The 19,465-nt window shown below is 50.8% G+C and carries 16 protein-coding genes and 2 tRNA genes; 9 read left to right on the top strand and 9 right to left on the bottom strand.

Annotated elements, in window-relative coordinates; translation table 11 throughout:
• Positions 1–84 precede the first annotated feature (84 nt).
• A complete protein-coding gene (locus tag ACVBEF_RS02130; protein WP_447122289.1) occupies positions 85–1,365 on the bottom strand; it encodes an L-fuconate dehydratase in 1,281 nt (426 codons plus the stop codon).
• A gap of 294 nt (positions 1,366–1,659) precedes the next feature.
• Here ACVBEF_RS02130 and ACVBEF_RS02125 point away from each other — a divergent pair, with 294 nt between their 5' ends.
• The 3 genes from ACVBEF_RS02125 to ACVBEF_RS02115 all read left to right on the top strand — a co-directional run bounded on the left by ACVBEF_RS02125 (position 1,660) and on the right by ACVBEF_RS02115 (position 5,205).
• Positions 1,660–2,487, top strand: a complete 828-nt coding sequence (locus ACVBEF_RS02125; protein WP_447122288.1) for a FadR/GntR family transcriptional regulator — start codon at positions 1,660–1,662, stop codon at positions 2,485–2,487.
• Between the two features lie 222 nt (positions 2,488–2,709).
• Entirely contained in the window at positions 2,710–3,990 is a 1,281-nt protein-coding gene (locus tag ACVBEF_RS02120) for an MFS transporter (RefSeq protein WP_447122287.1), read from the top strand.
• A 165-nt stretch (positions 3,991–4,155) separates the two neighbouring features.
• Positions 4,156–5,205 (top strand): NADP(H)-dependent aldo-keto reductase, encoded by a 1,050-nt coding sequence (locus ACVBEF_RS02115; protein ID WP_447122286.1) that lies wholly within the window; start codon positions 4,156–4,158, stop codon positions 5,203–5,205.
• 89 nt (positions 5,206–5,294) lie between these two features.
• Here the strand turns inward: ACVBEF_RS02115 and ACVBEF_RS02110 are convergent, their stop codons facing one another.
• The 5 genes from ACVBEF_RS02110 to ACVBEF_RS02090 all read right to left on the bottom strand — a co-directional run bounded on the left by ACVBEF_RS02110 (position 5,295) and on the right by ACVBEF_RS02090 (position 9,975).
• On the bottom strand, positions 5,295–6,305 hold the full coding sequence (locus ACVBEF_RS02110) for a bile acid:sodium symporter family protein (RefSeq protein ID WP_447122285.1): 1,011 nt from the start codon (positions 6,303–6,305) through the stop codon (positions 5,295–5,297).
• A gap of 277 nt (positions 6,306–6,582) precedes the next feature.
• Entirely contained in the window at positions 6,583–7,923 is a 1,341-nt protein-coding gene (locus ACVBEF_RS02105; RefSeq protein WP_447122305.1) for a 4Fe-4S binding protein, read from the bottom strand.
• A gap of 73 nt (positions 7,924–7,996) precedes the next feature.
• Positions 7,997–8,836, bottom strand: coding sequence for an FTR1 family iron permease (locus ACVBEF_RS02100; RefSeq protein ID WP_447122284.1), 840 nt, complete (start codon positions 8,834–8,836; stop codon positions 7,997–7,999).
• A gap of 166 nt (positions 8,837–9,002) precedes the next feature.
• Positions 9,003–9,338, bottom strand: coding sequence for a cupredoxin domain-containing protein (locus ACVBEF_RS02095; RefSeq protein WP_447122283.1), 336 nt, complete (start codon positions 9,336–9,338; stop codon positions 9,003–9,005).
• 85 nt (positions 9,339–9,423) lie between these two features.
• Positions 9,424–9,975: an iron transporter gene (locus ACVBEF_RS02090; protein ID WP_447122282.1), complete on the bottom strand. Its 552-nt coding sequence runs from the start codon at positions 9,973–9,975 to the stop codon at positions 9,424–9,426.
• Positions 9,976–10,291: 316 nt separating this feature from the next.
• Here ACVBEF_RS02090 and ACVBEF_RS02085 point away from each other — a divergent pair.
• Together ACVBEF_RS02085 and ACVBEF_RS02080 are read left to right on the top strand one after the other, a co-directional pair.
• Positions 10,292–10,368: transfer RNA gene (locus tag ACVBEF_RS02085), tRNA-Arg, on the top strand.
• Between the two features lie 219 nt (positions 10,369–10,587).
• Positions 10,588–10,664 (top strand) — tRNA-Arg (locus ACVBEF_RS02080).
• 187 nt (positions 10,665–10,851) lie between these two features.
• Here the strand turns inward: ACVBEF_RS02080 and ACVBEF_RS02075 are convergent.
• Positions 10,852–11,139 (bottom strand): hypothetical protein, encoded by a 288-nt coding sequence (locus tag ACVBEF_RS02075; RefSeq protein ID WP_447122281.1) that lies wholly within the window; start codon positions 11,137–11,139, stop codon positions 10,852–10,854.
• A 170-nt stretch (positions 11,140–11,309) separates the two neighbouring features.
• Between ACVBEF_RS02075 and ompR the strand changes: the two genes are divergently transcribed.
• Positions 11,310–12,065 carry an osmolarity response regulator transcription factor OmpR gene (gene ompR, locus ACVBEF_RS02070; RefSeq protein WP_447122280.1) on the top strand — a complete coding sequence of 252 codons (756 nt, stop codon included), beginning with the start codon at positions 11,310–11,312 and terminating at the stop codon, positions 12,063–12,065.
• Position 12,066: 1 nt separating this feature from the next.
• On the top strand, positions 12,067–13,434 hold the full coding sequence (locus tag ACVBEF_RS02065) for an ATP-binding protein (RefSeq protein ID WP_447122279.1): 1,368 nt from the start codon (positions 12,067–12,069) through the stop codon (positions 13,432–13,434).
• Positions 13,435–13,443: 9 nt separating this feature from the next.
• On the opposite strand, the gene ispF is transcribed toward ACVBEF_RS02065, so the two are convergent.
• A complete protein-coding gene (ispF, locus tag ACVBEF_RS02060) occupies positions 13,444–13,947 on the bottom strand; it encodes a 2-C-methyl-D-erythritol 2,4-cyclodiphosphate synthase (protein WP_447122278.1) in 504 nt (167 codons plus the stop codon).
• On the bottom strand, positions 13,944–14,663 hold the full coding sequence (gene ispD, locus ACVBEF_RS02055) for a 2-C-methyl-D-erythritol 4-phosphate cytidylyltransferase (RefSeq protein ID WP_447122277.1): 720 nt from the start codon (positions 14,661–14,663) through the stop codon (positions 13,944–13,946). The genes ispF and ispD overlap by 4 nt, the downstream gene beginning before the upstream one ends.
• Positions 14,664–15,053: 390 nt before the next feature.
• Between ispD and mfd the strand changes: the two genes are divergently transcribed.
• Complete coding sequence (gene mfd, locus ACVBEF_RS02050; RefSeq protein WP_447122276.1) at positions 15,054–18,530, top strand: transcription-repair coupling factor; 3,477 nt, start codon at positions 15,054–15,056, stop codon at positions 18,528–18,530.
• A 39-nt stretch (positions 18,531–18,569) separates the two neighbouring features.
• Complete coding sequence (gene serB / locus ACVBEF_RS02045; protein ID WP_447122275.1) at positions 18,570–19,415, top strand: phosphoserine phosphatase SerB; 846 nt, start codon at positions 18,570–18,572, stop codon at positions 19,413–19,415.
• The last annotated feature ends 50 nt before the right edge of the window (positions 19,416–19,465 follow it).

Genomic DNA, 19,465 nt, shown 5'->3' with positions numbered 1-19,465 from the left:
TGCTGGAACAATTTTGCGTAAGTCCCAACCAAGTCGCCCTGATCAAATATCCGGGTCATACGCGGGCGTCCGCGAGCGGTGTTCTTATTGACCGCGAAAACGATACTCTTCGAGTGATTCCGGTTTCATCGTAATCGAAAACCCTGGTGCCGTCGGTGGCATATACGCAGCGTTTTTGATGATGCATGGATCGACGAAATGTTCATGCAAATGATCGACATATTCGGTGACGCGCCCTTCTTTCGTGCCGGCAATACAGAGATAATCGATCATCGACAAATGCTGTACATATTCGCACAAACCAACGCCGCCAGCGTGTGGGCATACCGGTAATTTGTATTTCGAGGCCATCAACATCACCGCCAGAATTTCATTCACGCCGCCAAGGCGACAGGCATCAACCTGCACCACATCAATCGCACCACGCATAATGAATTGCTTGAAAACGATCCGGTTTTGACACATTTCTCCGGTGGCGACTTTCACAGCACCAATACCCTCACCAATTGTTCGGTGACCTTCTACATCATCCGGACTGGTCGGTTCTTCAATAAACCACGGTTTGGCAAACGCTAACTGATTGACCCACGCTATGGCCTGATCGACTTCCCATACCTGATTGGCGTCTATCATCAGATGGCGCTCTGGCCCGATAACTTCGCGGGCGATAGTCACTCGGCGAATATCGTCGATCAGGTCACGGCCAACTTTCAGTTTAAGGTGATTGAAACCCGCATCAATCGCCTCTTGGCAGAGTTTGCGCAACTTCTCATCCGGATAGCCCAACCAACCCGCCGATGTGGTGTAGCACGGATAACCTTCCTGCTCTAACAAGCGTATCCGCTCCGCCTTACCGGGCACTTGCGCACGTAATAAAGCCAGCGCTTCTTCAGACGTGATGCAATCGGTCAAATAGCGGAAGTCGATCGTGCGGACCAACTCTTCCGGGGACATATCCGCTACGAGTTTCCACAACGGTTTTCCTTCGGCCTTGGCCCACAAATCCCAGACCGCGTTGACGACTGCGCCAGTGGCCAGGTGAATCGCACCTTTGTCCGGACCGATCCAGCGTAACTGACTGTCAGAGGTGATATAGCGCCAGAAGCGCCCCATATTTTCACTAATCCATTCCAACTTCAGTCCCACTACCAAATGCGCCATCGCTTCAATCGCAGCGCAACAGACTTCATTGCCTCGACCTATCGTGAAGGTCAGGCCATGGCCTTCTAAGCCCGGTGCATCGGTTTCCAAAATTACATAGGCAGCAGAATAATCAGGATCCGGATTCATCGCGTCTGAACCATCGAGCATTTGCGAGGTTGGGAACCGCACATCTACTACGCGCATCGCTTTAATTGTGGTCATCGTGCTTCTACTTTCTATGTAAGTTCTTTGATTCAAGCCGGGATGGTGCGTTGGCACTACTCTCCCAAACCGTCAGCCAGCGGTGTCCTTGTAGAAATCACGTCGCCCGGCTAAAAAACATCTGCGTTTTTTGCCGCCTCATGCAACGTTTTCCAAATACGTTGTCTTTTCTTTTAAATTACCAGCGCTTCACGCATACTGTCCCAAAGGTCCATTGGCCAGACCAATAATAGGGGTGAAGTTTTAGCTTTGCAACAAGTAAATATATTCTTAACACACAACAATATTGCCGCCATGCCCATTCAAACCATACACAACCGCCGCTTATACCAACAAATCGCCGATCAACTGCGCGCCATGATAGACCGCGGAGAATACGGCCCTGGCGACAACCTCCCTCCGGAACGGGAGCTGGCCAAACAATTCGGCGTCAGCCGCACCTCTGTGCGAGAAGCCTTAATCGCACTAGAAGTACTGGGCATCGTGCGTGTGCGGGTGGGGAATGGCGTAACGGTCTTAGAGCGCAGCGAGAGACCAGAGACCGAGCTTGTATTTGGTGACCTGACGTCGACCTTGCAAGAAGCGGCGCATCGTAGTGTTTGGGAGCTTGACCCAGAACTGGATCTGGAAATTAGCCGGGAACTCGATGACGAAATTCCGCCATTCCTGTTGCTGCAGGCGCGACGTTTGGTGGAGCCGGAAGCTGCCGCGCTGGCAGCGGTGAACGCCTCAGACGAACAATTGGCCTATATCTGTGACGCCTATGCACGCAACGTCGATGACAACAAGCACGGTTCACGCACCCACCCTGGAGACCGCCTGTTTCATATTCGCATCGCCGAGGCCAGCGGCAATCCGGCTTATCTGATGCTGATCAGCCATCTGCTTGGACGCAAGTACGGCATGATGTTTCAAGGCTTGCAAACGCGGTATACGTCGGAAGATATGCCGAATCGATCAGAGGCAGAACATCACGCCATCTTAGACGCACTGCAAGCACGCAACGCTGTGGCCGCACGCCGCGCCATGCGGATACATATTGATTCCGTCATTCATATCTTTTCTCGCTCGGTACCCAGCATTAAGGTCAAACATAAAACGGATCGTCACCGCTTGGGATAATCCGAGGTTTAAAGCATTGATCAGCGACGACATCATCAGCCTGATCGGACTGCTAGTTTGATTGATGCGGCAATGCCAAATAAAATAATATGCCAAATCAGCATATAAACAACAACATTTAATGCAAAATAGTCGCAGCAATAGCGGCTGTTTTTCTAACTGTGCTCGATGCTGGAGCAATACCCTCTACTTTTCCACCCTGCCTCTGCCCACCATTCACCAATGTCCGCTACTACCGATACACAATCTGCATCCGACTCTGATTCCGTTCTGCGCCATCGACCTTTTTCATTATTTTGGGGTGCACGCGTTGCCTCAACCGTCGCCAATCAAATGCAAATCGTCGCCGTTGGTTGGCAGGTTTATCAAATGACTGGGAGTGCTTTCGATCTCGGCATCGTGGGATTGGTACAGTTTTTACCGGCACTATTTTTAGCATTGGTAGTTGGGCACGTAGCTGACCGTTACGATCGTCGTCAGATCGCCCATATTTGTTTATTCATCGAAGGATTAGCCGCTGCAGCTCTCGCCATTGGCAGCATTCAGGGATGGCTCAATAAAGAGGCAATTTTTATCATTGTCTTCATTATCGGCGCCACGCGCGCTTTTGAAGCGCCGACGATGCAGGCATTGGTACCAGGCTTGGTGCCGGCACGATTACTCCCTCGCGCGGTCGCCTGGTCAGCCTCAGCAACCCAGACTGCCATCATTATCGGACCGGCGCTCGGTGGATTTATTTATGCATTGGGACCCAGCGTTGTGTATGCCATTAGTAGCGCGTCTTTCATTATTGCAAGCGTACTGGTCAAGCTGATTAAGATTGAAACCGTATTGCCAAAACGTGAGCCGGCCACATTGACATCGCTATTTGCCGGCATCGCCTTCATTAAAAGTCGCCCCGCTGTTTTGGGGGCCATTTCACTGGATTTATTCGCGGTGCTATTAGGTGGGGCAACTGCTTTACTTCCTATTTTTGTACACGACATACTCGCAACCGGCCCGCTTGGCTTGGGCCTGCTTCGTTCCGCGCCAGCACTCGGCGCATTGTCTGTCGCCCTTTATCTCACGCGTCGGCCACTCACCAAGCGCGTTGGCCGCAGTATGTTTATCGCCGTCGCTATCTTCGGGATGGCGACGATAATGTTTGCGTTATCACGCTCAATGGTGCTTTCTCTGGTTGCTTTAGTGGTATTGGGCGCATCCGACATGATTAGCGTTGTCGTTCGATCAACCTTTGTGCAACTCGAAACGCCCGATGCCATGCGTGGTCGGGTCAGTGCGGTCAACTCTGTCTTTGTCGGGACATCCAACCAATTGGGTGAGTTTGAGTCAGGTATCACCGCATCCTGGTTTGGTCCGGTACCAGCAGTCTTGATTGGCGGCATCGGCACGATTGTCGTGGTCGCGCTGTGGATACGATTATTTCCTGAATTGTTTAAAGTCGATCGACTAACCAGCGTGCCAGATGCCGATCAGCAGGCCCCGCAAACAGCGCAAAAATGAGCACTTCCGATACCATGCGAGGCTCTACAGTCATTGCTGAATACAGCTATACTTTGCGCCCGCACCACCCCCATTACACGTTCTGGATTACCGCAATTGAGAACGATCACAACAATGCGTTGGCAGCGCTATTTCTAGCGCAATACATGGCAAAAAGGACACATAATGCAATATCGCGAGCTTGGACATAGCAATCTTAAAGTCAGCCAGATCACACTTGGCACGATGACATGGGGTGAACAAAACACTGAAGCCGAGGCCCATGCTCAACTCGATATGGCGCTAGCCCATGGCGTCAACTTAATCGACGTTGCCGAAATGTATCCCGTGCCACCACGTCCGGAAACACAAGGTTCAACTGAGCAATATCTCGGTAGCTGGCTAAAAAAATCCGGCAAACGAGATCAAGTGTTAATTGCAACCAAAGCGACCGGCCCGGCCCGCAAACCACATAACCCACGCCATATTCGCGGTGGAATTAACAATTTTGATCGCAAAGGGTTGACCGAAGCACTCAACGGTAGCCTGGAACGATTGCAGACTGATTACGTCGATCTGTATCAATTACATTGGCCAGACCGGAGTGTGAATTGCTTTGGCAGCATGAATTACGCCCATATCCCGGACGAAGATACCGTTCCTATCGAAGAAACATTGACGATACTGGCAGACTTCATCAAGGCAGGAAAAGTCCGTCACATCGGCATCTCAAATGAGACCCCGTGGGGAGTCGCGCAATTCATACGCGCCACAGAAAAATTCGACCTGCCACGTATCGTGACGATTCAAAATCCTTACAGCTTACTGAATCGGACGTTTGAAATTGGCCACTCTGAATTTTCTTATCGGGAGCGGATTGGTTTGCTGGCGTATTCCCCTCTGGCTTTTGGCGTACTGTCCGGTAAATATCTGAATGGTGCCCAGCCTGCGGATGGTCGCTTGACCCTGTTTCAACGTTTTAGCCGATATACCAATCCGCAAGTTGAACGTGTCATTGGCGATTATGTTGCGCTGGCAAAAAAACATGGTTTGGATCCCGCACAAATGGCGCTGGCTTTTGTCAATAGCCGCGGGTTCGTCACTAGCAACATCGTGGGAGCAACTACGCTTGCGCAATTGCAAAGCAATCTCGACAGTATCAACGTCACCTTGAGTGATGACATTCTGCAAGAAATTGACGCGATACACGCACGCCAACCGAATCCTGCACCTTGATTTAAGCATATCGCACAAGGGAGGAAAAAAAGCAGCTTGTTTGCTCTTCATCCTCCCTTATCAAATCCAGTCGCATCCGAAACGCCTCATCAAACCGGTGACGAATCGCTTTGCGGAATAATTGGTGCAGCCAGTTTACGCGGACGCTCGGCATAACGTTTGGCAAGCACCGCACAGACCATCAATTGAATTTGATGAAACAGCATCAGCGGCAGCACGATCATTCCCACAGTGTGACTGGTGAATAACACGTTCGCCATCGGCACACCACTCGCCAAACTTTTCTTCGAGCCGCAAAAGACAATCGTGATTTCATCTTCTTTATTGAAGCCAAAACGACGGCTGAGAAACGTTGCGATCCCCAGCATAGAAAAAAGCAGAACCATCAGGATCACCAGCAAGCCAATCAGAGAAATAGGTGGTAATTGCCCCCACAGCCCCTGCACAACCGCCTCGCTAAATGCGGTATATACCACTAGCAAAATCGATCCTTGATCTACAAACTTCAACACCGGTTTATGGCTATCGACCCAGACACCGATCCAGCGCCGCGCAATTTGACCGGCAACAAACGGCAGCAATAATTGCAGCACGATATTCATTATTGAGCCAAACGAACCATGACTTTGTCCGTGAGATACAACAATCAAGCCGACCAATACCGGCGTGAGGAAGATTCCGATCAGATTAGAGGCTGAGGCGCTACATACCGCAGCAGGGACGTTTCCACGCGCCACCGAGGTGAATGCAATCGATGATTGGACTGTGGATGGCAAAGTACACAAAAACAAAATACCCAAATAAAGATCCGGGGTCACCAATGGTAAAAAGATCGGTTTAAAAACCAGACCCAACACCGGAAATAAAATAAAACTAAACGCCAATACGGTGATGTGCAAACGCCAATGCATCGCCCCCTCAATCACCGCTTCACGGGATAATTTGGCCCCGTGAAGAAAGAACAGCAGACCAATTGAAATCGTTGTGATTACATTAAATGCTTTAGCGACTTCTCCCTTGCAGGGTAAAAGACTCGCAATAAGTACTGTGGTGACGAGCAGGAGAGTAAAGTTATCTGGTAAAAACCGGGGACGGACCATGGTGGCGAATAGGCAAAAGGTGATTAAAACGGTTAAGAGACTTGCGCCTGCAGCTTGGCAACAGACCATCCTAAATCTGACGCATGACCATGAAGGCGATCGATTAATCGAATAATCAAAGCCACGCTATATGTTATAAGGACATATTCTACGCCCCAATCCCCTCAGTCCGGCAGGCTGCCCGATGCTTTTGAGGAATATGTTAACTCGACGTCAAAAATAACAATGGCACCCCGGAGGTGCCATTGCGCATTAATTCAAAAAACTTCAAATGTCATCACCACAACCAAAACATCAACAACCAGGCAAAATTAACCAGCGCCAAGGCCCCTATTACCGGAGCCATACCAAGCAAGCGTCGCAAAGGTGCCGAAGCATATTGACCGGTAACACGCCATGCCAACCAGCAACTCCATAAAGTAGTCGCCACCAATAAAACCGCACGAAGATCGTTGGCCCAAAAGACAGGAAGATGCTCGCCTCGCAGCAAGCTCACGGTGGTCGCGGATAAGCCGACAAAAACGCCACAAGCGGCCAAAGGAATCGTCGATTGCACCAAGTGATTGAAACGACTCAGATCCCAGTTACCCAATAACCGCGTACTGAGAGCAAATAGCACCGACAACGCAGACCCCATCACCACTCCGGTAACTAAAATATAGGCAACTACCAGACTACCGTCGAGCCAACTAAACACATCACTTTGCGCCGGATAATTGGTAAATATCCACCAAGGCGCGTTAGTGGCAAATGGCCACATGATGTCGCGCTCAATGAGCCATGTTGCAATCGCTTGCTTGATGACAACGAACCAGGGACTTGCCGACCAGTGGAACGCACCAATTGCAATCCCCATCAGGCCATATAGGGCTAATGCACTTTCCCACAGGCTGTTTTGTTTCGCGCCCAGATTGACAATTTCCAGTGTCGGCGGACGCCAGGTTAATGTGATCGCCTCCCGATGGTTGCTGCAACGTCCGCACATATGACAATCGGCTGCGCCCGTCATTGCCCGCAATGGCACGAGCGGTGCGCAATTGATGGCAATCGTTTTTTTGCCATGCGTGTTATATGAAGAGCGCCAAGCCTGTTCATTTACCTTGTAATGAAACGGTGCCAATTTTGCCAACAAACCGAATACGCCATTGACAGGGCAAAGATACTTGCACCAGACGCGCTTCTCTCGTCCGTATAGATAACCCACGATAATCGCGCCGATGGTGGACCCGCCCAAGACTAGCAAAACGGCCTTGGGATATTGATACACACTGACCATCTGCCCATACACCGTAGTGAGCGCAAAGGCTACGAACGGCCACCCTCCCCAACGCATCCAGCGTGGAATCGGCATAGACTTGCCATGCCGACTGGCAAACTCTGTCAATGCACCTTCCGGACACAATACGCCGCACCAGACGCGTCCCATCAAGACCATGCTAATTAAGACGAAAGGCCACCAAACTCCCCAGAATGCGAATTGCGCAATCAAGGTGAGATTAGACCAAATATGGGCTGTTTCATCGGGCAGGGGCAAAAAAATCGGAACCAGAATCAGCAGCGCATAGATGAGGACCACGCCCCATTGAATGCCACGAATCAAACCCGCATGAAGGCGCATCCACTCGCCGACCCGCGACAAACGGGTCGGCGACGTTGAAGATGCAATTGAAGTAGTACACGTACTCATGAATTTAGGTAGCCAGTTGAGTCTGTGATGGTTTTTTTGGCGTGGCCCGTTTCAGAAACAGCAGTACCACCACCCAATACGCAACATAGACCAATAGACTCATCAGTGCGGGATGTGCACGATAGCCAGTTAAGGTCCCGACCAAATTACCGAATGTGCCACTATCATCTAGCAAACCTGAGCTGTCCCAAATTGGATCGATCAGCGTAGGGATAACATCGAGTGACATCAAACGCTCAACACCCATCAATAAAAGCCCTGCCGCCAGGAACAGTAAAATGATTTCTGTCACCTGAAAAAAACGACGCCAGGAGAAAATTTTTCCACCTAACTGCAGCAGATAGAACGTCAGCAATGCCAATCCAAAACCGAGCAATGCCGCCAACACCATCATCCCCTGACTATCATGCTGACCGACGCCAAGACCGTATAGAAAAATCACCGTCTCGCTACCTTCGCGTGCAATCGCCAATGCCGCCAGCGCCGTCACGCCCCACCAATTAGCCGTCTTCAAATTATCTTTTAGCGAGGTTTCCATTTCTCGCTTAAGCGTGCGCCCATGCTTGCGCATCCAAAACACCATTTGCACAATCAGAATTGCCGCCAGCAACACCATCGTAATTTGAAAATAATCCTGCGCATCGCCAGAAAGAATTTCGCTAAAGCTCATCAGTGCAGCACCCAGACCGATAGCCGTAACTACACCTATGCCGACACCTGCCCATAGGTAGGGCAAACCACGACGCGCATCGACGCCACCATTCTTTAGCCAGGCGTGCAATATGCCAACGACCAACAAAGCCTCGACGCTTTCACGCCAAACGATGAACAAAACCTGACCCATCTTTATTTCTCCGTTATTACGTTATCAGTGCAGAACACTCTACTGAATCTAGCGAGTCCACATCAGCAATGCATTGTTTACTTTTGACGCTAAAAAATCGAAACCAGACCTGGGAGTCCGGGTCTGGTTTATTAGTAACTAATAGGACTTACTAATTAATATCGAACTATTTGGCGACGATCACACCCTGCGCATTCGCATGAAAATCATCGAAAAATTTGTACTCGCCCGGCGACAGCGGTGCAATCACTACAAATGAATCTGCACCTGGTGCAAGTACTTTTTCCTTACGCAATTGCACACTCTCAAACTCGACTGCAGACTTACCGGTGTTGTGTATTTCAATTTTGATTTTCTTGCCTGCTGGCACTTCAATCCGGGCTGGATTTAAAACGCCATCTTTCATCTCCAACTTGAAGGTCGGCAGATCTGCCCCGAAGGACGCTCCTGCAGCGAGCAATAAACTCAAGGTAAGCAATACACGCTTTTTTTTCACAAACATCGACAATACTCCTGATCAAAAACGCTTGGTTGAAGTTGCCAAACAGACACATATTCGCACGCGTTGCTGACAACAAGCCAGCAAATTAATAGCCGCCCTTTTTACCGACACCGGCAAAAACGAAATCGTTACTGACCTCAAAAGGTTTGAACCATGGAGCAACACCGGTTTCTTTATCAACATGACGACCGAAGTGTGCGTGCTCATTTGCCGAAGGTGGTGAAATCTTCATTTTCAACGTGTATTTACCTGGACCGGACAACTTGACGTTATCTCCGTAGTGAGGGCCATCGCTAGCCACCATAGGCATCATGTCGCCTTTAATCACTTGCCTGGAACCGGCTTTAGTGAACTCATATGAAATCACCAGATTAGGCATCCAGTCACCTTCGGCAAAACCATTTGGATTATTTTTTACTGCACGAATATCTGCCTCGACATGCATGTCCGAATCTTCTGCCTTACGCATCATGCCCTCAGGCTCCATCTTGGTAGGCTGCAAGTAAACTGCACCTACTTCCATACCATTAAATATTTGCGGTTTGCCAATCGGATATTCTGCAGCGTAGGCACTACTAGCAAAGCCAGCAACCAACACCGTGGTCAATATTGAAAATTTCATAGATTTCACACCCATTATGTAGGCCCTTTCTAGAGCAGTAAATGATAATGATTATTGTTTGATTGTATCACTGTGATGATATTGTTGGATTACGTGTCGAAAAATTTGCCCGGCAATTTTGCTCGTCTAAAGACGCTCTCTATATTGGCGTTGAATAACTCTTAAACGAACATCCGAGACCTATTCAAACTACTCAAACATTAAGCGCTGGGGATTGTTTCTCTACTTGCTGCTCTAAAAAATACAAAATCTTCTTTTATTTACAAATCATGATACGCACGCAATTTATCTCTTTCAAATTTGACGGGGCTCGGCTATAATTTTGTCTTTCGCGGCTGTAGCTCAGCTGGATAGAGTACTTGGCTACGAACCAAGGGGTCGTGGGTTCGATTCCTGCCAGCCGCACCAGAAGACAAAAAAGGGTTGCAAGAGAAATCTTGCAACCCTTTCCTTGTTTACAGCCCGATTTACAGCCCGATAAATAAAAACATTAAGCACCTATTCACTGCTAAAAAAAGAAACATATTGTGAGAAAACAATTATGAAAAATATAAATTAAGAAATCATATTTTTTTCTATAAGATTTTTCCCTATTTCCACAATACCCATATACAATGTCGATCTTTCGCGGCTGTAGCTCAGCTGGATAGAGTACTTGGCTACGAACCAAGGGGTCGTGGGTTCGATTCCTGCCAGCCGCACCAGAAAATGTAGGGGTTGCAAGAGGAATCTTGCAACCCCTTTCTGGTTTACAACTTCCGATGACCGAGCTCATCAATAGTAATAAAAAAGGCCAATGACTTTCATCATTGACTTCATCTGCATGCCATCTACGGTTGCCAAACGTTAATTATATTACCCGAATCAAGCGCCTCGCTGGAAGTACACTTATCAACGCCGAGGCGGATAAAGATCCCGCCCAACCTCATTTATTTGCTGACGTAAGGCGCGCCGCTCATCCGGCGACAAACGCGCACGAGGCGCATTCTGAGCAGCTTCCTTATTAGCGCGCTCATTTTGCGATTGTTGATTACGACTGTTGTCGCGTTGCGCTTCATACCGTTGTGAAGTGCGCTCTGGTGGCTGGTCATCACGCTGACGATCCGAGCGTGCAGTAACGCCTCCAGCTATCGCCAGGAGCAACACGCAAAGACTCATTTTCCGGAACATCGTATTCATAATGTTTTCTTTTATGTATGCAAGATAACGGTTAAGATTTATCCGTTACAGCCCAAGTGTAAGCGCCCTCACTTCTTGTCATAAGAGGTATTTAGTAAAGTTTGTAACACTTTGTAATCCATGCGCATCCAGTATATTTTTGATCTTCATTCTGACGTTACCATACGATGATGAATACTCCCAATACACCAACTCAAACCGCTAACGCGCACCAATACAAAATTCTTGTCGTGGACGATGACATCCGTCTGAGAGATTTATTGCGTCGCTACCTGACCGAGCAAGGCTTCCAGGTTGTCACTGCTGAAAATGCACAAGCCATGAACAAGCTGTGGATACGCGAACGCTATGATTTATTGGTGCTCGATCTCATGCTGCCGGGCGAAGACGGCCTTGCTATTTGTCGTCGACTGCGTGGTGCTGGCGACCAGACTCCGATCATCATGTTGACTGCAAAAGGCGAAGATGTAGATCGCATTATCGGCCTCGAAATGGGTGCCGATGATTATTTGCCTAAACCATTTAATCCACGCGAACTAGTAGCCCGCATCGGTGCGGTATTGCGACGCAAAGGTCCTGACGAGTTGCCTGGCGCCCCATCGGAGACGCCGCAATCATTTGAGTTTGGCGAATTTGTGCTCGACCTTGGAACGCGCTCACTGAAGAAAAATGGTGAGTCCGTACCATTGACGACGGGTGAATTCTCAGTCCTCAAGGTGTTTGCCCGTCATTCGCGCCAACCGCTATCGCGTGAAAAATTAATGGAATTGGCACGCGGGCGTGAGTACGAAGTCTTTGATCGCAGTCTCGATGTCCAAATATCCAGATTGCGTAAATTAATCGAACCCGATCCGGCTAATCCCCTGTATATCCAAACTGTATGGGGTCTGGGCTACGTCTTTATTCCAGAAGGTCAACCGCGCTGATATGACCGCACAACACCGCTTGGCGTGGCTGAAAAGCGGGTTGCTGTGGCGCACGTTTTTCTTAATGGCTTTCCTCATCACCGTCAGCATGGTGGTGTGGGTGGCCAGTTTCCGTATTATTGAGCGCGGCCCCCGTGCGCAGCAATTAGCTGCACAAATCATTTCAATCGTCACCATTACTCGCGCCGCGCTCACCCACTCCGCACCAGACTTACGACGCGAATTGCTGTTTGACCTCGCCAGCAATGAAGGCATCCGCATTTATCCGCTCGAAGATGACGATAAAATTGCCCCGCCGCCAGATAGCGCCGTGATCCCGGAACTCGAAGCGGAAGTACGTGCCCGTATGGGAATTGAAACCAGATTTTCATCCAGCGTCAACGACATCGGCGGCTTCTGGGTCAGCTTCACCATCGATGAGGATGAATACTGGCTGATGCTAGACCGCGATCGGGTTGAGCGCAGCTCCGGATTTCAATGGTTTCAATGGGCCACCGCAGCCATGCTGTTATCGCTATTGGGGGCCATGTTTGTCTCGACATTGATCAATCAACCGCTAGCGCGCCTCACCGCAGCAACACGCGCAGTCGCCAAAGGTGAGCGGCCGGAGCGATTACCGGAAACCGGTCCAACTGAAATCAAAGAGGCCAATCATAGTTTTAATCAGATGGTGGACGACCTGCAACGGGTCGATGCTGACCGTGCAATTATTCTTGCAGGCATTTCCCATGATTTACGCACCCCCATTTCGCGCATGCTACTGGAGGTAGAAATGGCGCACTTATCGGACGAAGCGCGTAGCGGCATGCAATCGGACCTGGCCCAGATGGACGGCATCATTGGTCAGTTTCTGAATTACGCCAAGCCCACCGATACCAGTAGTTTTACCAACATCAATCTGACTAGCTTTCTGCATGATGTTGAACAAAATGCTGCACGCTATACAGACGTCAACATCAGCGCAAGAGTGGCCGAAAATCTGCACATGGCAGGAAATGAAACCGAACTATGGCGCGTCTTCACCAATCTCGTTGAAAATGCCCGAAAATATGGTAAAGCAGACGGGACCGACATCGCCACAATCGACATCACCACCACCATGCTGCAGCATGACAAAGTGTTGATCGATATTTCGGATCACGGCCCCGGCGTACCAGAGAGCGAGATAGAACGCTTGATCAGGCCATTTACGCGCCTCGATACCGCACGCGGACAAGCCAATGGATCAGGATTAGGATTAGCAATCGTCAACCGTGTCGTCAAACACCACAATGGAAAACTGCATCTATATAACCGCAGCGGCGGTGGTTTGTCGGTACAAATGACGTTCTCATTAATACGCAGCACCGGCAAACACCATCAGGCGTAAACACGATCTTTATATCGATCTTTCCAGACGAAACAACAGAGCAATCGCCTCAGCAGCAATGCCCTCTTCTCTTCCCAAATAGCCGAGTTTTTCATTGGTTTTTGCTTTCACATTGACTTGACCTACGGCGAGGCCGCAATCGTCCGCAATGTGCGCCACCATGAGCGGAATATGCGGCGCCATTTTTGGTGCCTGCGCGATGATGGTGCAGTCAATATTGCCAATCCCAAAACCTGAAACGCTAATCCGCCGCACCGTCTCACGCAGTAATTTGCGCGAATCCGCACCAGCAAACTGCGCGTCCGTATCAGGAAAATGGCGACCAATATCACCCAGCCCGGCTGCACCGAACAAGGCATCGATAATGGCATGCAGCAACACATCCGCATCCGAATGTCCCATTAACCCGGTGCTATGCGGAATCGTCACGCCGCCAATAATTAATGGCCGACCAACGACCAAGGCGTGGCAATCATAGCCCTGACCAATGCGAAATCCTGTTTGAAAACTCATACTTTCTCCCTCAAAAACATCTCTGCCAATGCAACGTCTTGCGGCAACGTCACCTTAAAATTACACGGATTTCCTTCTACCAGTTTGGGCTGAAAGCCGAGCATCTCGACTGCGCTGGCATCGTCCGTGATGTCCTGCGCCGTTTCCAGTGCATGCACCAAAGCACGCTGCAACAAACCATATCGAAACATTTGCGGCGTTTGCGCCGCCCATAATGCTGTACGTGAGACCGTCTGCAGAACACGCTTAGTCAGACCGGCATCATCACTGCGTTTAAGCGTATCAACCACTGGCAACGCCAGCAAACCACCGACGTCATCATCGCGTAGCGCTGTAATCAAATGCGCAATCAATGCCACCGTCAAACCCGGTCGCGCTGCATCGTGCACCAGCACCCAATCATCATCAGCGACCACATCTCGAATCGCGTTGAGGCCATTCAATACGGATAGATGCCGACTCTCACCGCCATTAAACAACAGCGTCACGCGATCTTTCAGATGGGGAGCCGCGGCCATCAGGTCTGCGATATAGCCATCTTCCGGGCTAACAACCACGAAAGTATGGGTAATCGCAGCACACGCGGCAAAAGTATCAAGTACGCGTAGCAGCATAGGCTTGCCGGCAAGCGGCAAATATTGCTTAGGAAAACCGGTTTCCATGCGTGCGCCGATACCGGCAGCAGGGATCAAAGCGAAGTTACGTGAGAAGTTCATGCGGTGCACTATTGAAAAAAACAGGGGAAGAAGGAAATCGGACTTAAAAAATAGTCGATGAGGCTGTCAATCTGTCATAACCAGAACCAGAACCAGAACCCAAACCAGAAGACTGACGAATCGACAATTGGTCCGTGGTTTATAATGCTGCTCTGAATTTTAACTGTCAACGCTCGTCAATTGTGGCTTTTTTGTCTTTCCTCAGACGCTTTATCCCCTATCCAACATCACTATTCTCAGTCTTCGTTAAAACTGATATTGTCATTGGCAGGATCAAGAGCAGCGCTGAAACGTGCCCTTACAGGCGAGGATATTGAACAGCACAAGCGCTTCGATCGCCACCGCATAATCAGCTCTTGAATAGGTTCTCACATCAAAACCCACAGCCCGATGCACTTCGATCTAGAGAAATCCCTCCCCAAGCCGGGCGCACGTTTTACGCTACCAAATTTATACGGCTCGGCCGATGCCTACGCGTTAGCCCATGCCGGAATCGCGTTAAAAAGCCAGCAACAAATGTTAACCATCGTCGTGGCTAACGCCACCGACGCGCAACGTTTGCTATCAGAAATCCCTTGGTTTGCCGGGCAACAGCAAAATGAAACCGAGGCCAAAAGCGCGAACAAAAGCGCACATCTGCGCTGCCACCTGCTCCCGGACTGGGAAACACTCCCCTACGATGCCTTCTCCCCGCATCAGGATCTGGTCTCTGAGCGGCTCGCTACCCTGTACGAAATCCAGAACGGCCATTGCGACGTTTTAATCGTCCCGGCAACCACCGCCTTGGTGCGGATGGCCCCGCCCTCGTTTCTGGCCGCCTACACCTTCTTTTTTAAACAAGGCGAAACGCTCGATGAAGCGCGGCTGAAATCGCAATTAACCTTGGCTGGTTACAGCCACGTCACGCAAGTGATCTCGCCCGGCGAGTACTCCGTGCGCGGCGGTCTGATCGATATTTTTCCGATGGGCTCAGTGCTGCCGTACCGGATCGATCTGTTTGGCGACACCATCGAAACCATCCGTACCTTTGACGCCGATACCCAGCGTTCTTTATATCCGGTCAAAGAAATCCGCCTGCTTCCCGGGCGCGAATTCCCCATGGACGAAGCGGCCCGTAAGGCCTTTCGCAATCGCTGGCGCGAAGAATTCGAAGGCGATCCGTCGCGCTCAGCCATTTACAAAGACATAGGCAACGGCATCGCCTCAGCGGGTATCGAATATTATTTGCCGCTGTTTTTTGACGGCACAGCGACACTGTTCGAATACCTGCCACCCACAACAACTTTCGCCCTCTTGGGCGACATCGACGGCGCGATTCAGCGCTTCTGGACCGATACGCAATCGCGCTACAAGTTTTTAAAATCCGACAGAGACCGGCCATTGCTGGCCCCGGAAACCATTTTTCTGAGCAGCGAAGAATTCTTTACCCTCGCCAAACCGCACGGACGCTGGATTATTCAAAACGACGACAGCGCCTCTGCGTTATCGGCACCGATACCGAATATCGCCGTCAATCGCCGCATCGACGACCCCCTCACCAATCTGCGTGCGTACTTGCTGCAAAGCAAGCGCCGGGTTCTGATCTGCGCCGAATCCAACGGTCGGCGTGAAACCCTGCAGCAGTATTTCAACGAATACAATCTGCCGCTGCAACTCTCTGAAAGCTACGCCGACTTCGTTACCTCATCAGCGCAACTGATGCTAGGCGTAGCCCCCTTGCATGCGGGGTTCGAGCTCAACGGTCTGCATGAGATCGCCTTCATTACCGAAACCGAGCTTTACGCCGGTTCAGGCCGCCGTATCGGCAAGAAAAAACAAGAAGGCGCAACCCAGGTCGAGTCGATGGTACGCGATCTATCCGAGCTCAAGATCGGCGATCCGGTAGTCCATATCCACCACGGTATCGGCCGCTACATGGGCCTGACCAGCATGGATCTGGGCGAAGGCGATACTGAATTCTTACATCTGGAATACGCCAAAGAAACAAAACTCTACGTCCCGGTATCGCAACTACACGTCATTTCACGCTACTCCGGTGCGTCGCCCGAAGATGCACCCCTGCACGCGCTGGGCTCGGGCCAATGGGAAAAAGCCAAACGTAAAGCAGCCCAGCAAGTCCGCGACACCGCTGCCGAATTACTCAATTTGTATGCGCGCCGTGCTTTGCGCAAAGGCCATACATTTGAATACTCGGCCCACGATTACGCCACTTTTGCTGACAGCTTCGGTTTTGAAGAAACCGTCGATCAAGCCGCCGCCATCAACGCCGTCATCGGCGACATGACCAGCGGCAAACCAATGGATCGCTTAATTTGCGGTGACGTGGGTTTCGGCAAAACCGAAGTCGCCTTGCGCGCCACGTTTGTCGCCGTGATGGGCGGCAAACAAGTCGCGATCCTGGCCCCGACCACGCTGCTGGCCGAACAACACGCGCAGACTTTTGCCGATCGCTTTGCCGACTGGCCGGTAAAAATTACCGAACTCTCGCGCTTCCGCTCCGGCAAAGAAATCACGCTGGCAATGAAGGGCATGGCCGACGGCACGATCGATATCATCATTGGCACGCACAAACTGCTGTCCGACGACGTCAAATTTGCGCGACTCGGTTTAGTCATCATTGATGAAGAGCATCGTTTTGGCGTGCGTCAAAAAGAAGCGCTCAAGTCGCTGCGTGCCGAAGTCGATGTTCTGACCCTGACGGCAACCCCGATTCCACGCACGCTCGGCATGGCGCTTGAAGGTCTGCGCGATTTCTCCATCATCGCAACAGCGCCGCAAAAACGTCTGGCGATCAAAACGTTTGTCCGCAGCGAGGACGATTCGACCATTCGTGAAGCCTGCTTACGTGAGCTTAAACGTGGCGGTCAGGTCTACTTTTTGCATAATGAAGTCGACACCATCGAAAACCGCAGAGCGATGCTGGCGGAATTATTGCCGGAAGCAAGGATCGCCATCGCCCACGGCCAAATGCACGAGCGCGATCTGGAAAAAGTCATGCGCGATTTCGTTGCCCAGCGCTTCAACATTTTGCTCTGCACCACCATTATCGAAACCGGGATCGACGTCCCCACCGCCAACACCATCATCATGCATCGCGCCGACAAATTCGGTCTGGCGCAATTGCATCAGCTACGCGGTCGCGTGGGCCGCTCGCATCATCAAGCCTATGCGTACTTGCTGGTGCATGACGTGCAAGGGCTGACCAAGCTTGCGCAACGCCGTCTGGATGCGATTCAGCAAATGGAAGAACTCGGTAGTGGTTTTTATCTGGCGATGCACGATCTGGAAATCCGCGGCGCAGGCGAAGTGTTGGGCGACAATCAATCTGGCGAAATGCACGAGATCGGCTTTCAGCTGTATTCAGACATGCTCAACGAAGCAGTACGCTCACTCAAAAATGGCAAGGAGCCCGATCTGGCGGCACCGCTCTCGACCATGACAGAAATTAATCTGCACGTACCGGCCTTGCTGCCGAGCGATTATTGCGGCGATGTCCACGAGCGCTTGTCGCTTTACAAGCGGCTGGCGAACTGCAATGCGCAGGAAAAAATTAATGATCTTCAGGAAGAACTGATCGATCGTTTCGGCAAATTACCCGACCCCGCCAAAGCGCTGATCGAAACCCATCGTCTGCGAGTAACAGCGAAGCCGGTTGGGATCATTAAAATCGACGCCCATTCGGAAGCGGCACTGCTTCAATTCGCCCCAAATCCGCCTATCGACGCCATGCGCATCATCGAGTTAATTCAAAAAAATCGTCATATCAAACTCAATGGACAGGACAAATTGCGCATTACTGCCAACATGCCCGATCTGACGACGCGCGTGAATCAAGTCAAGGCAACCATCCGGGCACTGGTCGGCTAACCACTTAATACCTTCTCAACACACTCTATAGACGACCCCATGCAACTCATCCTGCAAAGCCTTAGCCAAGACAATCTGGCCGCCAATGCCATCGCCGCGTTAGCCGCGCCGCACCACATGGTCGCCACCTCGCCGACAGCATGGCGCTGCGAAGATGTCGTATATTCGGATGCATTAAAAACGCAGATTGATACTGCTTGCCAGGCGGCAAACCTTGATTACGCATTTGTACCATCGACGTGTAAATTATCCGATTTCAAGCTGCTGGCGATGGATATGGACTCCACCCTGATCACCATCGAATGCATAGACGAAATCGCCGACATGCACGGACTCAAACCGCAAGTCTCCGCCATCACTGAGGCCGCCATGCGCGGCGAACTCGACTTTAACGAAAGTCTGCTTCGCCGCGTGGCCTTGTTAAAAGGCTTGGATGCATCGGCACTGCAACGGGTGTACGACGAGCGGCTGCAACTCTCGCCGGGCGCAGAAAAAATGCTGGCAGCCATCCAGGCAGCCGGGATCAAAACGCTGTTGGTTTCCGGTGGATTTACTTTTTTCACCGACCGCATCAAGACACGTCTGGGACTCGACTATACCCACGCCAATCGTTTAGAAATCATCGACGGCAAACTCACCGGCAACGTCATCGGCGACATCGTCAATGCGGAAGAAAAACAGCGCACAGTTGAGCGCGTGTGTGTCGAACTAGGCATTACACCGATGCAGGCTATCGTCATGGGTGACGGTGCTAATGACCTGAAAATGATGCGCATCGCCGGTCTTTCGGTCGCTTTCCGCGCCAAACCGGTGGTCAGAGTAGAAGCCAGTCTCGCCTTGAATTTTGTCGGGTTGGATGGCATTTTGCCGGTGTTGTGCGGATAGAGCCGCAACTTTGACAGATCGTTGATGTCAGACTGTCACCACTCACTTGA

This window comes from Glaciimonas sp. GG7, from assembly GCF_052976905.1.
The sequence above is the reverse complement of the archived record's forward strand: the minus strand, read 5'-3'. Positions and strand labels throughout refer to the sequence as shown.